The organism is Isoptericola sp. 178, assembly GCF_030586525.1.
GTDB lineage: Bacteria > Actinomycetota > Actinomycetes > Actinomycetales > Cellulomonadaceae > Isoptericola > Isoptericola sediminis.
This window is the reverse complement of sequence record NZ_JAUQYN010000002.1, coordinates 805,502-817,977: the sequence shown is the minus strand read 5'-3', so window position 1 is coordinate 817,977 and position 12,476 is coordinate 805,502. Positions and strand designations below refer to the sequence as shown.

Below are 12,476 nucleotides of genomic sequence, written 5' to 3'. Positions count from 1 at the left end.
GGGGGGGGGGGGGTGGGGGCCGGGGGGGGGGGGCCGGGGGGGGGGGGGGGGGGGGGGGGGGGGGGGGGGGGGGGGGGGGGGGCCCCCCCCCCCCCCCCCGCGGCTCACTCGGACTTCTCGGTCTTGGCCTCGGCCTCGGGCTCGGCCACGGCGACGGCCTCGGCGGCCGGAGCGGCGTCGGCGCCCGGGGCGACGGCGTCACCGGCGCCCGTGGCACCCTCGGTCGCGGCGGCGCCCTCGGCCGGCGCGACCGGCTGCGCGGCGTCGGCGGCCTGGTCGCCCTCGGCGCCGGCGAGGAGCTCGCGCTCCCACTCGGCCAGCGGCTCGGACTCCTCGGTGGTCGCCTCGCCCTTCTTGCCGGAGGCGCGCTGCATGAGGCCCTCGGCGGCCGCGTCGGCGATGACCCGCGTCAGCAGCGTGACGGAGCGGATCGCGTCGTCGTTGCCCGGGATCGCGTAGTCGACCAGGTCGGGGTCGCAGTTGGTGTCGAGGATCGCCACGACGGGGATGCCCAGCTTGCGGGCCTCGTCGACGGCGAGGTGCTCCTTGTTGGTGTCCACGATCCACACGGCCGACGGCGTCTTGGCCATGTCGCGGATACCGCCCAGCGTGCGCGAGAGCTTGTCCTTCTCGCGGCGCAGGACGAGGAGCTCCTTCTTCGTCAGGCCGGAGCCGGCGACGTCGTCGAAGTCGATCTCCTCGAGCTCCTTGAGGCGCTGGAGACGCTTGTGCACGGTGGTGAAGTTGGTCAGCATGCCGCCGAGCCAACGGTGGTTGACGTAGGGCATGCCGACGCGGGACGCCTGCTCGGCGATGGCCTCCTGGGCCTGCTTCTTGGTGCCGACGAACAGGATCGTGCCGCCGTGGGCGACCGTCTCCTTGACGAACTCGTAGGAGCGGTCGATGTACGACAGCGACTGCTGCAGGTCGACGATGTAGATGCCGTTGCGCTCGGTGAAGATGAAGCGCTTCATCTTCGGGTTCCAACGGCGGGTCTGGTGCCCGAAGTGGACACCGCTCTCGAGGAGCTGACGCATGGTCACGACGGCCATGGCTGGTCCTTTCGCCGTGCGGTCCGGGATCCACCCGGTGCCGCACGCATCGGGCGACCGCCGACGTCGTCGACGGTCGCAGGTGCTTCGGTTGTCGGTGGTGGGCATCGGGCCCGACCACCCCTGGCGCCACGCCGCCCCGGCACCGCACCCGTGGGATGCGGACCGCTGCCGTGGTGGCGGTGCCCGTCGATCCCTGGGGGACCGTGCCGGGCACCACGTGACGCGCGATGTCGACCCTCCGCGCCGGACCGCGTCTCGCGCACGCGTCGACGACGCGAGGAACGAGGCGGGAGCGGACACGACTGGTCGCAGCCAGCAGTCTACCCGACACGACCGCGACCGACGGACGGTCGCCGGGGTGTTCTCGCGCACGTCGGCGGCCACGCCCCGTCCGCCTCGTCCACAGTCGCCGGGAGGCGGCGGAGCGTCGGCGGGCCCCGCCACGGCACGGTGTCGTCATGGCTCCGCACCGCCCCCCGCCCCGCCGCGCACGAGGACGCACCACGGTGTCGCGCGCGGCGGTGGTGGTCCTGCTGTCGGCGCTCGTCCTCGGGGTCGTACCGGCCGGCCCCGCCCCCACGCCGTCGGCCGCCGCGTCGCGCACCGGCGCCGCCCTCTCCCCCGGGCTCGTCTCCTCGCCCCTGCCCGCCGGGCCGTGGGAGCTCCCACGCCCGGGTCCGGTGCTGGCGCACGCCGACCTGCCGGCCGAGCCGTGGCGACCCGGTCACCGGGGCGTCGACCTGCCGGCCGACCCCGGCGACCCGGTCCGGGCGCCCGCGACGGGCCGGGTCGTCTTCGCCGGCCGGGTCGGCGACAAACCCGTGGTCGTGGTCCGTCACGGGGAGCTGCGGTCGACGTTCGAACCCGCGACCGCGCTCGGCGCGGTGGGCGACCACGTCGACCGCGGCTCACCCGTCGCCGTCGTCGCCGCGGACGCCCGGTCGCACTGCGGCCGGCAGGGTTGCCTGCACTGGGGCGTCCGGCGCGGTGACCGCTACCTCGACCCGCTGCTCCTCGTCGGCCTCGCGGCACCCGTGGTGCTGCTGCCGCGACGGTGAACAGCTCGCCGGCCCCTCACGCCCGGGGGAACGCCTGCTCGAAGACCCGGCGCAGCCGCTCGGCGTCCACGTGCGTGTAGCGCTGCGTCGTGCCCAGGTCGGCGTGGCCCAGCACCTCCTGCACCGAGCGCAGGTCGGACCCGCCGGCCAGCAGGTGCGTCGCGGCCGAGTGCCGCAGGGCGTGCGGCGCGACGTCGTCGACCTCGGCCCGGTCCGCCAGCCGGTGCACGGCGTCGCGGGCCTGGCGCTGTCCCCAGCGGCCGCCGCGGTCGCCGAGGAAGAGCGCCGTCGGGGAGTCCGCCCGGACGAGCTCCGGCCGTCCCTCGGCGAGCCACGCCCGCAGCGCCCGCGCCGCGGGGACACCGAAGGGGACGACACGCTCCTTGCCCCCCTTGCCGAGCACCCGCACGATCCGTTCGGCGACGTCCACGTCCGTGGTGTCGACCGCCGTGAGCTCGCCCACGCGAATGCCCGACCCGTAGAGGAGCTCGGCCGCCGCCCACGCCCGCAACGCGGCCGGCCGGTCCTCCGGCTCGGCCTCCTCCGCGTCCGATCGCGCGGTGTCGAGCAACCGGGCGGCGGCCTGCGTCGTCAGCACGGTCGGCAGCGTCCGCGGAACGCGCGGGTTGGCCAGCCGCGCCGACGGGTCGTGGGCGAGGAGTCCCTCGTGGTGCGCCCAGCGCAGGAAGGCCCGCGCCGCCGCGCCCCGGCGGGCCAGGGTCGCCCGGGCCAGGCCGCGGTCCGCCTGGGCACCCAGCCAACCGCGCAGCATCGTCAGGTCGACCCCGTCCAGGCCGGCCGCACCGTGCCGGACGGCGTACCGGAGCAGCGCGGTGACGTCGGCGCGGTAGGCGCGACGGGTGTGCGCCGAGTGTCCCTGCCGCGTGGCCAGGTGCCGCGAGAAGTCGTCCACCGCGCCGGCGAGCGCGGTGGGCAGCGGCGGGACGTCCGGGTCGGTCATCGGGGTCAGTCTGCCCCGCCACGGCACGGTGACGCCGCAGGTCGTCCGGCGTTTCCTCCCGTGGACGCCGCGAGCCTCGGACCTCACCGGACCCACGACCACCGACCCGCGTCGCAGCGTGCCAGTCCGCGGCGCTCGAACCCTCCCAGCAGCGTCAGCACCCGTCGGGGGGAGAGCCCGGCGCTGCGGGCGAGACCGTCGACCGTGGCGCCCGAGCGCAGGGGCAGGGCGTCCCGCAGCATCCGCTCGTCCGGCCCGAGCTCGCCGAGGAGGTCGTCGCCGTCCGCCGGGCCGTCGGGCTCGGCGTCATGGCCGATCCGGCCGGCCAGCTCGGCCACCTCCGCCGCCGAGGTCACGCAGACGGCGGCGCCGTCCCGCAGCAGGCCGTGGCACCCCGCGGACGCCATCGACGTCACCGGTCCCGGCACCGCTCCGAGCGGGCGCAGCAGATCCGCCGCCCGGCGCGCCGTCGACAGCGCGCCCGACCTTCGGGCCGCCTCCACGACGACGGTGGCCCTCGTCAGCGCCGCGATGAGCCGGTTGCGGGCGAGGAACCGCTGACGAAAGGGCGCCGACCCCGGCGGGACCTCGCTGAGCACCGCACCGCCGTCGTCGACCGTGCGGCGCAGCAACCCGTCGTTGCCCTGGGGGTAGTACCGGTCCACACCCCCGGCGAGCACGGCGCAGGTGGTCCCGGCGGCCGCGAGCGCCCCGCGGTGCGCGGAGGCGTCGATGCCGTACGCGCCGCCGGACACGACCGTGAACCCCCGGTCGGCGAGCCCCGCGGCGAGCTCCTCGGTGACACGCTCGCCGTACCTGGTCGAGGCGCGCGACCCGACCAGCGCCACCGATCGCTCGGCCCAGGCGGCCACGTCGGCACGTCCGCGCACCCACAGGGCGAACGGCGCCGTCGGGCCGAGGTCCGCGAACGCGGCCGGCCAGTGCGGGTCGTCCCGGGTGACGAGCGCTCCACCGCACCGCTCGAGGACCCGGAGCTCGCGGCGCGGGTCGAGGCTGTCCAGTCGGGGTGCCCAGCGCCGGACGGCGGCAGCGAGCCGCGACACCGCGTCGGCTCCGTCCCGGACACCCGGGGACGGGCCACCCGGCACCGTCGGCGACTCCGGGAGGGGCAGCCGGTCGATCCGGGCGGCACGCCGCGCCCCGGCCGGGTCGGTCGCGGCGTCGACAAGCCAGCGCAGCGCGCCGGCGGCACCGAGGTGCTCGACGAGTGCGCCGGCCACGACGTCCCCGGGTTCTGCGACCCGGCTCCAGGCGGCGGCCGCCAGCACCGGGTCGTCGAGGTCGAAGCGCACGGCGGGCCGGGACGGCGACGTGGAGCCGCGGTGCGGTTCAGCCACGGGGTCCTGCCGATCTGAGCGCCAGCGCGGTGTCCACGTCGGCCCGGCCGGGCAGGTCGCGCCCGTCGAGGTCGGCCACGGTCCACGCGACGCGCAGCACCCGGTGGGCGCCGCGCAGGGACAGCCCGCCGTCGTCGACCAGCCGTTCGACGGGACCGAGCACGCCGCGTTCCTTCCCCAGCCTGTCGTGCAGCCAGGGTCCGGGCAGCTCGGCGTTGGTGCGCCACGGGGTGCCGCGCAGCCGCTCCCGTGCCCGCCCACGCGCGACGGCGACACGGTCCGCGACGACGCGGGTCGACTCACCCGCCCCGCCGAGCAGTCGGTCGGCACGGCTGGGGCCCGTGACGTGCACCCGGAGGTCCACCCGGTCGAGCAGAGGGCCGGAGAGCCGCGCCAGGTAGCGACGTCGCGCGGTCACCGTGCACGTGCAGTCCTGGCCCGCACGGGTGTCGGACATGCCGCACGGGCAGGGGTTGGCGGCGAGCACGAGCTGGAACCGGGCCGGGTAGCGGGCGGCGCCCCCGCTGCGGTGGAGCACCAGCTCGCCGGACTCCAGGGGCTGCCGCAGGGTCTGCAGCACCCGGGGCGAGAACTCGGGCGCCTCGTCGAGGAAGAGCACACCCCGATGCGCCCGGGACACGGCTCCCGGGCGGGCCACACCGGTCCCGCCACCGGCGATGGCCGCGGGCGTGGCCGTGTGGTGCGGGTCCTCGAAGGGCGGACGCCGCACGAGCCCGCCGCCGGGGTCGAACGTGCCGGCCACCGAGTGCACGCCCGTGACCTCGACGGCCTCGGCCTCGGTGAGGTCGGGCAGGATGCCCGGCAGCCGGGCGGCGAGCATCGTCTTGCCCGCGCCGGGCGGGCCGACCATGGCCAGGTGGTGGCCGCCGGCCGCGGCGATCTCCAGCGCGGTGCGCGCCTCGACCTGGCCGACGACGTCGGCGAGGTCCTGATCGGCCCGCGGCGGCGCCACCGACCGCACGGGGACCACGGGCTCGACGGTGCGGTGGTGCCGCAGGCGGCCACCGTGGCGGAGCACGACGTCGCCGAGGTGCGCCGCTCCGTGGACGCGCGCCCCGGGGACGAGCGCGGCCTCGGCCGCGTCCCCGGCCGCGACGACGACGTCCCGCAGCCCGGCGGCGACGGCGGCCGCGACCGCCGGAAGCACCCCGCGCACGGGCTGGAGGCGACCGTCCAGTCCCAGCTCGGCCAGGTGCAGCACCCGCGCGACGCGGGCGGCCGGCACCACCCCGTGGCCGGCGAGGACGGCCACGGCGATCGCGAGGTCGAAGCCGGAGCCCGACTTGCGCAACGAGGCGGGCGAGAGGTTGACGGTGATCTTCCGCTGGGGCCATTCGATGCCGGCCGAGAGCACGGCGGCGCGGACCCGGTCCCGCGACTCGGCCAGCGCGGTGTCCGGCAGCCCGACGAGCGTGAAACCGGGCAGCGAGCGGGCGAGCTGGGCCTGGACGTCCACGACGTGGCCCTCCATACCCGTCAGCGCGACCCCCGTGGTCGTCGCGTACCCCATCAGAGCACCCCTCGCAGGTGCTCCACCCGGGCGGCCCCGGACGGTGGGAGCAGGACGCCGACGACGTCGACCCGGACCTCGCACCACTCTCCCGGGTGCGTCCGCAGCCACTCGCCGGTCAGTCGACGGATCCGCCGCAGCTTGTCGGGGGTCACGGCCTCCGCGGGATAGCCGTAGCCGGTCCCCCGTCGCGTCTTGACCTCGACGACCACCACGACGCCCTCGTGACGCGCGACGAGGTCCAGCTCGCCGCCGGTCCCCCGCCAGTTGCGGTCGAGGACCTCGTACCCGCGGGCGGTCAGGTAGCGGGCCGCCACCCGTTCGCCGTGCCGTCCGACGGCATCCTTGGCTCGCACGGAACCACCTCCACGACCGAGCCTGCTCCGCCGCGGGCGGCGAGCCGAGGCGTACCGACCTCAGCTGTGCACAACCGGCCCGAGGGCGTGGCTGTGGACGGCCGTGCCCGACGCGATGTCGTGGGGGCGTCCCTAGAGCGCGATCTCGGCCTTGGCGAGCTCCTCGACGTTGACGTCCTTGAACGTCACCACCCGGACCGACTTCACGAACCGCGCCGACCGGTAGACGTCCCACACCCAGGCGTCGTTCAGCCTCAGCTCGAAGTACACCTCGCCCGCGGCGGACCGCACCTGCAGGTCGACCTGGTTGGCGAGGTAGAAGCGTCGTTCGGTCTCCACGACGTACGAGAAGAGACCCACCACGTCCCGGTACTCGCGGTAGAGGGCCAGCTCGGCGTCGTTCTCGTAGTTCTCGAGGTCCTCAGCGCTCACCGGGTCATCATCCCACCCGGTAGCGCGGGACTGCCTCCTCGGAGGCCGCGGCGGCCTCCAGCGTGACGAGGTCCGCCGACACCGGCGGGTCACCCGACCCCTCCCGCTCGAGTGCGGGCGTGTCGTCGAGCACCCGCAGGTTCCACGACCGCCGGTGCTGGGGCGTCGGCCCCCGGCGTCGCAGACCGTCCAGGTGCGCGGGGGCCGAGTAGCCCTTGTTCTGCTCCCAGGCGTAGTGGGGGTACTGGGCGGCCAGCCGGCTGAGCAGGCCGTCCCGCTCGACCTTGGCCAGCACGCTGGCCGCGGCCACCGAGGAGCACTGCAGGTCCGCCTTGACCATGGTCCGTACCCCGGGTTCCGGGGCGTCGAGCGCGCCGCCGGGGTCGAGGTCGGCGGCCTCGAAGAGATCCGCACCCGGCGGGCTGAGCCAGTCGTGCGACCCGTCGAGGAGGACGACGTCGACGTCGCCGTGCGTGCGACGGATCTGCGCCAGCGCCCGGCGCCCGGCGAGCCGCAGCGCCGCCACGATGCCGTGCGCGTCGATCTCGGCGGGGCCCGCGTGCCCCACGGCCCAGGCCACGGCCCACCGGCGCAGCGGGTCGACCATCGCCTCGCGGACCTTCGGGGCGAGCAGCTTGGAGTCGGTCAGCCCGCGCGGCGCGGTCCGGGTGCCGGCGTCGACCACCACCAGGCCGACGCTGACGGGTCCGGCCAAGGCGCCCCGGCCGACCTCGTCCATGCCGCCGACGAGGCGGGCGCCGTCGGCCAGCAGTGCTCGCTCGGCGCGCAGCGTCGGGCTGCGCCGCCCGGGCCGGGTGGTCATGGAGCGGCACCCTCGGGCGCGGGCACGTCGGCGAAGACGTCGGAGGGGTTGCGCAGCAGGCGGGCGTCCTCGAAGGGCCACATGATGACCCACGCGTTGCCGACCACGTTGTCCAGCGGGACGAACCCGCCACCGGGTTTCCCGGTGTTGTAGCGGGAGTCCTGCGAGTTCTGCCGGTTGTCGCCCATGACGAACAGCATGTCCGCGGGGACCTCGTGCTCGAAGTCCGTCTGGCTCGGCACCGCCCCGGCGGCGAGGTACTCGCCCTCCTCGACGGCGACGCCGTTGACCGTCACGCGGCCCTGGTCGTCGCAGCACGCCACGGTGTCCCCCGGGGTGCCGACGACGCGCTTGATGAGGTGGTCCCCGGCGTCCTGCGGGAGCAGCCCGACGAAGGTGGCGGCGTCCCGGACGGCGTTGCCGACCGGGCCGCGGTCCGGCTCCTCGAAGGGCGGGAGCCAGCCGCCGGGGTCCTGGAAGACGACGATGTCGCCCCGGTTGACGTCCAGCGGACCCGGGACGAGTCGCGAGACCATGACCCGGTCCCCGACCTGGAGCGTGTCCTCCATCGACGAGCTCGGGATGTAGAAGGCCTGCACGAGGAAGGTCTTGATCAGCCACGACAGCACCAGCGCGGAGACCACGATGATGGCGGTCTCGCGCAGCAACCCGAGGCTCCGGCTGCGCGGGGCCTCCCCGGACGCGGCGGCGTGCGCCGGCGGGGTGGAGGCGCGGACGGCGTCGTCGTGGCCGTGCGGTCGTCCCACGACGTCGTCGGACGGACGGCCCGGGTCCTCGGGTCGGTCCGGCGCGGAGGTCATGGGATCGGAGTCTGCCACGACCACACCTTGCCAGATCGCCGGACGGCGCGCGAAACCCCGGGTGCCCGGAGACGCCGACGGGCGGCCCTCCTCGAGGAGGGCCGCCCGTCGGGCTCGCAGCGGCGGCCTGAGCCGCCGGCGATCACTTCTTGGGGGTCTCGCGCTTCTCGCGGATCTTCGCCTTCTTGCCGCGCAGCTCGCGCAGGTAGTAGAGCTTGGCGCGACGGACGTCACCGCGGGTGACGACCTCGACCGAGTCGACCGTCGGGGCGTGCACCGGGAACGTGCGCTCCACGCCGACGCCGAAGCTGACCTTGCGGACCGTGAAGGTCGAGCCCACGCCGCTGTTGCGCCGGGCGATCACGACGCCCTGGAACGCCTGGACACGAGAGCGGTTGCCCTCGATGACCTTCACGTTGACCTTGACGGTGTCGCCGGCGCGGAAGTCCGGGATGTCCGAGCGCAGCGAGGCTGCGTCGACGAAGTCGAGCGTCTTCATGGTTGTCTCCCCCACGCTGCCACAGGTCAGCGCAAGCTCTGGGTCCGCCGGTGCGGACCGGATGTCGTCATGGTGGGTGGGTCGGCTCGGAGCCCGATGGTCTCCCCTGTGGCAGAGCTCGGGCCGCGACACACCGGCGCCCTATTCTGCCACACCGGACCGACCGGGGTCAGGCGTCGGCGTCGTGAGACGCCTCACCGACCGACGCGTCGGCGTCACCCGTCGCCTCCGCCAGCACCTCGCGGTCCCGTCGGTCCAGGGCGTCCTCGCCGAGGGCGGCGATCATGTCGGGACGTCGGCGGGCGGTCCGGCGCAACGCCTCGTCGCGGCGCCAGCGCTCGATCCGCGCGTGGTGGCCGGAGAGCAGCACGTCGGGCACCTCGCGCCCCTGCCAGACCGGCGGCTTGGTGTAGACCGGGTACTCGAGCAGCCCGGCCTCCCCGTGCGACTCCTCGACCAGCGAGTGCGGGTTGCCCACGACGCCCGGCAGGAGCCGGCCGACCGCCTCCACCATCACCAGCGCGGCGACCTCGCCCCCGTTGAGGACGTAGTCCCCCAGGGACAGCTCGTCCACGGCGACGCCGCGGTCCCGGTAGTGCTCGACCACGCGGGCGTCGATGCCCTCGTACCGCCCGCAGGCCACGACCAGGTGCTCCTCGGTCGCCAGGGCCTCGGCACGCCGCTGGGTGAAGACCTCCCCCGACGGCGCGGGCACCACGAGCCGCGCGGGCCCGTCGGCGGGCAGGAGGTCGTCCAGCGCGCGCCCCCACACGTCGGGACGCATGACCATGCCCGCGCCGCCGCCGAACGGGGTGTCGTCGACCGTGCGGTGACGGTCGTCGGTCCAGTCACGCAGGTCGTGCACGCGCAGGTCGAGCAGACCCGCACGCCGTGCCTTACCCACCAGCGACAGGTCGAGGGCGGCCAGGTAGTCCGGGAAGATGGTGACGACGTCGATGCGCACCTCAGGCCTCCGGCTCGCCGAGGTCGCCGTCCGCGCGCTGGTCGCGCGCGAGGAGCCCTCCGGGCGGGTCGAGCACGACCCGACCGCCGGGGACGTCGACGACGGGCACGATGGCGCGCACGAACGGGACGAGCGTCCGGGCTCCCCCGTCCTCCCGGACGACGAGCGCGTCGTGCGCCGGCAGGTGCTCCAGCCCCACGACCTCGCCGACCACGGTCCCGTCGCCGAGCTCGGCCCGCAGCCCCTGCAGCTCGTGCGGGTACCAGGCGTCCTCCTCGACGGAGTCCTCGACGTCGACCAGCAGCTCGATGCCGCGCAACGACTCGGCCGCCGTCCGGTCGGCCACCTCGGCGAAACGCACCAGCCAGCGACCCTGGTGCGTCCGCGCGCTCTCGACGGTCAGCGGTCCGGCGTCCGCCGGGTCGGTCCTCAGCACGGCCCCGACGGCGAACCGCTCGTCGGGCACGTCGGTGCGCGCCTCGAGCGAGACCTCGCCCCGCAGTCCGTGCGCACGGCCCACGCGGGCCACCACCAGCTCCATGTCGTCTCCTTCTCCTCGGGCCGCCCGTGCCCAGTGAACACGACGAGGCCCGGCCCCGCGGGGGGACCGGGCCTCGTCGAGACTGCTCTGCGCCGCGCCGGGCGGGTCAGCGGCGGTCGACGTCCACGACGTCGACCCGCACCGGACCGTCGGTCGCCAGCGCACCGACGACGGTGCGCAGCGCCTTGGCGGTCCGGCCGCCCCGACCGATCACGCGACCGAGGTCGTCGGGATGCACCCGGACCTCGAGCAGGTCGCCCCGGCGCTGCGTGCGGGCGGACACCCGGACGTCGTCCGGGTTGTCCACGATGCCGCGCACGAGGTGCTCGAGGGCGTCCGCCAGCATCAGGCCTCGGCCTCGGCCTCGGTGTCGGCCGACGTGTCGGCGTCCTTCGCGGCGGAGGCCTTCGCCTTGGCCTTCTCCGCCTCGGCGTTGACGGCGTCGACGGCCGACGTCGTCTCCGCGGCGGGCTTCTTGGTCTTCAGGGTGCCCTCGGCGCCCGGGAGACCCTTGAACTTCTGCCAGTCACCGGTGACGCGGAGGATGGCGGCGACCTGCTCGGTCGGCTGGGCGCCGACGCCGAGCCAGTACTGCACGCGCTCGGAGTCGATCTCGATGAACGAGGGCTCCTCGGTCGGGTGGTACTTGCCGACCTCTTCGATGACGCGACCGTCGCGCTTGGTGCGCGAGTCGGCCACGACGACACGGTAGAACGGGCTGCGAATCTTGCCGAAACGCTTCAGACGAATCTTGACGGCCACGGGTGTGGACTCTCCTGTGCTTGTGGGGTGTCCGGGACGTCGCGCGGGTGGGGTTTCCGGCGGACGATCGGATCAGGACCGGGCGCGCGCAGGTGAGAGGGGCCTGGGCACGCCGAGTACCCCGCCATTGTGCCAGACGCGCGGCCCACCCCCAACCCGGAGGTGCGTCACACGCCGACCCGGCGCACGCCGCTACGGTGCGACGACGCGTCCCCGCAGCACGACGGCCGTCGGGTGGCGCAGCACGCCGATGTCCTCGCGCGGGTCGGCCGGGTAGACCACGAAGTCCGCGCTGGCGCCCTCGACCATCCCGGCCTGGCCGAGGAAGGACCGCGCGCGCCACGTGGCCATGGCCACGACCTCCGCGGGCGGGATGCCCGCCGCCACCAGCTCGGCGCACTCGTCCGCGATCCGACCGTGCGAGATCGTGCCGCCCGCGTCCGTGCCCACCAGCAGCGGCACCCCCGCCTCGTGCAGGGCGCGCACCTGCTCGTAGCGGCGCGCGTGCATGCGGCGCATCCGCGCGGCGTAGACCGGGTACTTCCCGTCGGCCTGCGCGGCGATGTTCTCGAACTGGTCGACCTGCAGCAGGGTGGGCGTCACCGCGATGCCGCGGTGGGCCACCTCGGCGATCTGGTCCTCGGTCAGGCCGGTGCCGTGCTCGATGCCGTCGACCCCGGCGGCGAGCAGGTCCGGGACCACCTCCTCCGAGAAGGCGTGCACGGTCACCCGGGCCGCCTCGGCGTGGGCCGCGGCGACGGCCTCGGTCAGCACGTCCACGGGCCACAGGGGCCGCAGGTCGCCGTCGGCGCCGAGGTCCCGGTCGATCCAGTCGCCGACGAGCTTGACCCAGCCGTCCCCGGCACGTGCCTGCTCGCGGACGACCCGCGGGAGGTCCGCGACGTCGTCCAGCTCGAGCCCGTAGTGGCGCAGGTAGCGCTTGGGCCGCGCCAGGTGGGCGCCGGCCCGCAGGAGCCGCGGCAGGTCGGCACGGTCGGCGACCCACGAGGTGTCCAGCGGCGACCCGGCGTCGCGGATCAGCAGGACGCCCGCGTCCCGGTCGACGAGCGCCTGCTTGGCGGCCGTCCCGACGTCCGTGGCTCCCCCGGAGTCGAGCCCGACGTGGCAGTGCACGTCCACGAGCCCCGGGACGACCCACCCCTCGAGCTCCGTGGCGGCGCTGCCCTGCGGCGTCGGGCGCAGCAGGCTCAGGCGTCCGTCGCGGACCCACATCTCGCCGACCTCACGGTCGCCGTCGAGCAGGATCCGTCCGGTGACGTGCAGGGGGACGTGCGGCACCGACATGTCGTCAGCC

Annotated in this window: 15 protein-coding genes; 1 reads left to right on the top strand and 14 read right to left on the bottom strand. The window is 75.4% G+C overall.

The window, feature by feature from the left end; translation table 11 throughout:
* Positions 1-104: 104 nt before the first annotated feature.
* A complete protein-coding gene (gene rpsB, locus Q6349_RS08305) occupies positions 105-1,052 on the bottom strand; it encodes a 30S ribosomal protein S2 (protein ID WP_304603655.1) in 948 nt (315 codons plus the stop codon).
* A gap of 461 nt (positions 1,053-1,513) precedes the next feature.
* On the opposite strand from rpsB, the gene Q6349_RS08300 reads away from it, so the two are divergent.
* A complete protein-coding gene (locus Q6349_RS08300) occupies positions 1,514-2,113 on the top strand; it encodes a murein hydrolase activator EnvC (protein ID WP_304603654.1) in 600 nt (199 codons plus the stop codon).
* 16 nt (positions 2,114-2,129) lie between these two features.
* On the opposite strand, the gene Q6349_RS08295 is transcribed toward Q6349_RS08300, so the two are convergent.
* From Q6349_RS08295 to Q6349_RS08235, 13 genes are all read right to left on the bottom strand, one after another.
* A complete protein-coding gene (locus tag Q6349_RS08295) occupies positions 2,130-3,074 on the bottom strand; it encodes a tyrosine-type recombinase/integrase (RefSeq protein ID WP_304603653.1) in 945 nt (314 codons plus the stop codon).
* 83 nt (positions 3,075-3,157) lie between these two features.
* Positions 3,158-4,432 carry a DNA-processing protein DprA gene (gene dprA, locus Q6349_RS08290; protein ID WP_304603652.1) on the bottom strand — a complete coding sequence of 425 codons (1,275 nt, stop codon included), beginning with the start codon at positions 4,430-4,432 and terminating at the stop codon, positions 3,158-3,160.
* Positions 4,425-5,963 (bottom strand): YifB family Mg chelatase-like AAA ATPase, encoded by a 1,539-nt coding sequence (locus Q6349_RS08285; protein WP_304603651.1) that lies wholly within the window; start codon positions 5,961-5,963, stop codon positions 4,425-4,427. Before Q6349_RS08285 ends, dprA begins: the two co-directional genes overlap by 8 nt.
* On the bottom strand, positions 5,963-6,319 hold the full coding sequence (locus tag Q6349_RS08280; RefSeq protein ID WP_304603650.1) for a YraN family protein: 357 nt from the start codon (positions 6,317-6,319) through the stop codon (positions 5,963-5,965). Before Q6349_RS08280 ends, Q6349_RS08285 begins: the two co-directional genes overlap by 1 nt.
* A 132-nt stretch (positions 6,320-6,451) precedes the next feature.
* The gene (locus Q6349_RS08275) at positions 6,452-6,751 is read right to left on the bottom strand and encodes a DUF2469 domain-containing protein (protein ID WP_171246318.1); all 300 of its coding nucleotides are present in this window, start codon (positions 6,749-6,751) and stop codon (positions 6,452-6,454) included.
* Between the two features lie 7 nt (positions 6,752-6,758).
* Positions 6,759-7,574, bottom strand: coding sequence for a ribonuclease HII (locus Q6349_RS08270; protein ID WP_171246319.1), 816 nt, complete (start codon positions 7,572-7,574; stop codon positions 6,759-6,761).
* Complete coding sequence (gene lepB, locus Q6349_RS08265) at positions 7,571-8,395, bottom strand: signal peptidase I (RefSeq protein WP_304603649.1); 825 nt, start codon at positions 8,393-8,395, stop codon at positions 7,571-7,573. Before lepB ends, Q6349_RS08270 begins: the two co-directional genes overlap by 4 nt.
* A gap of 142 nt (positions 8,396-8,537) precedes the next feature.
* Complete coding sequence (rplS, locus tag Q6349_RS08260; RefSeq protein WP_171246863.1) at positions 8,538-8,894, bottom strand: 50S ribosomal protein L19; 357 nt, start codon at positions 8,892-8,894, stop codon at positions 8,538-8,540.
* Positions 8,895-9,063: 169 nt separating this feature from the next.
* Positions 9,064-9,858 carry a tRNA (guanosine(37)-N1)-methyltransferase TrmD gene (gene trmD, locus Q6349_RS08255; RefSeq protein WP_304603648.1) on the bottom strand — a complete coding sequence of 265 codons (795 nt, stop codon included), beginning with the start codon at positions 9,856-9,858 and terminating at the stop codon, positions 9,064-9,066.
* 1 nt (position 9,859) lies between these two features.
* Entirely contained in the window at positions 9,860-10,399 is a 540-nt protein-coding gene (rimM, locus tag Q6349_RS08250) for a ribosome maturation factor RimM (protein ID WP_304603647.1), read from the bottom strand.
* A gap of 106 nt (positions 10,400-10,505) precedes the next feature.
* Positions 10,506-10,745: an RNA-binding protein gene (locus tag Q6349_RS08245; protein WP_171246860.1), complete on the bottom strand. Its 240-nt coding sequence runs from the start codon at positions 10,743-10,745 to the stop codon at positions 10,506-10,508.
* Positions 10,745-11,161: a 30S ribosomal protein S16 gene (gene rpsP / locus Q6349_RS08240; RefSeq protein WP_171246859.1), complete on the bottom strand. Its 417-nt coding sequence runs from the start codon at positions 11,159-11,161 to the stop codon at positions 10,745-10,747. Before rpsP ends, Q6349_RS08245 begins: the two co-directional genes overlap by 1 nt.
* 192 nt (positions 11,162-11,353) lie before the next feature.
* Positions 11,354-12,466: an amidohydrolase family protein gene (locus tag Q6349_RS08235; RefSeq protein ID WP_304603646.1), complete on the bottom strand. Its 1,113-nt coding sequence runs from the start codon at positions 12,464-12,466 to the stop codon at positions 11,354-11,356.
* Between the last annotated feature and the right edge of the window lie 10 nt (positions 12,467-12,476).

Bases quoted from the DNA above. Each gene is read 5' to 3' on its own strand.
- rpsB (WP_304603655.1), bottom strand. From the start codon at position 1,052: ATGGCCGTCGTGACCATGCGTCAGCTCCTCGAGAGCGGTGTCCACTTC.
- Q6349_RS08300 (WP_304603654.1), top strand. From the start codon at position 1,514: ATGGCTCCGCACCGCCCCCCGCCCCGCCGCGCACGAGGACGCACCACG.
- Q6349_RS08295 (WP_304603653.1), bottom strand. From the start codon at position 3,074: ATGACCGACCCGGACGTCCCGCCGCTGCCCACCGCGCTCGCCGGCGCG.
- Q6349_RS08285 (WP_304603651.1), bottom strand. From the start codon at position 5,963: ATGGGGTACGCGACGACCACGGGGGTCGCGCTGACGGGTATGGAGGGC.
- Q6349_RS08270 (WP_171246319.1), bottom strand. From the start codon at position 7,574: ATGACCACCCGGCCCGGGCGGCGCAGCCCGACGCTGCGCGCCGAGCGA.
- lepB (WP_304603649.1), bottom strand. From the start codon at position 8,395: ATGACCTCCGCGCCGGACCGACCCGAGGACCCGGGCCGTCCGTCCGAC.
- rplS (WP_171246863.1), bottom strand. From the start codon at position 8,894: ATGAAGACGCTCGACTTCGTCGACGCAGCCTCGCTGCGCTCGGACATC.
- rimM (WP_304603647.1), bottom strand. From the start codon at position 10,399: ATGGAGCTGGTGGTGGCCCGCGTGGGCCGTGCGCACGGACTGCGGGGC.
- Q6349_RS08245 (WP_171246860.1), bottom strand. From the start codon at position 10,745: ATGCTGGCGGACGCCCTCGAGCACCTCGTGCGCGGCATCGTGGACAAC.
- Q6349_RS08235 (WP_304603646.1), bottom strand. From the start codon at position 12,466: ATGTCGGTGCCGCACGTCCCCCTGCACGTCACCGGACGGATCCTGCTC.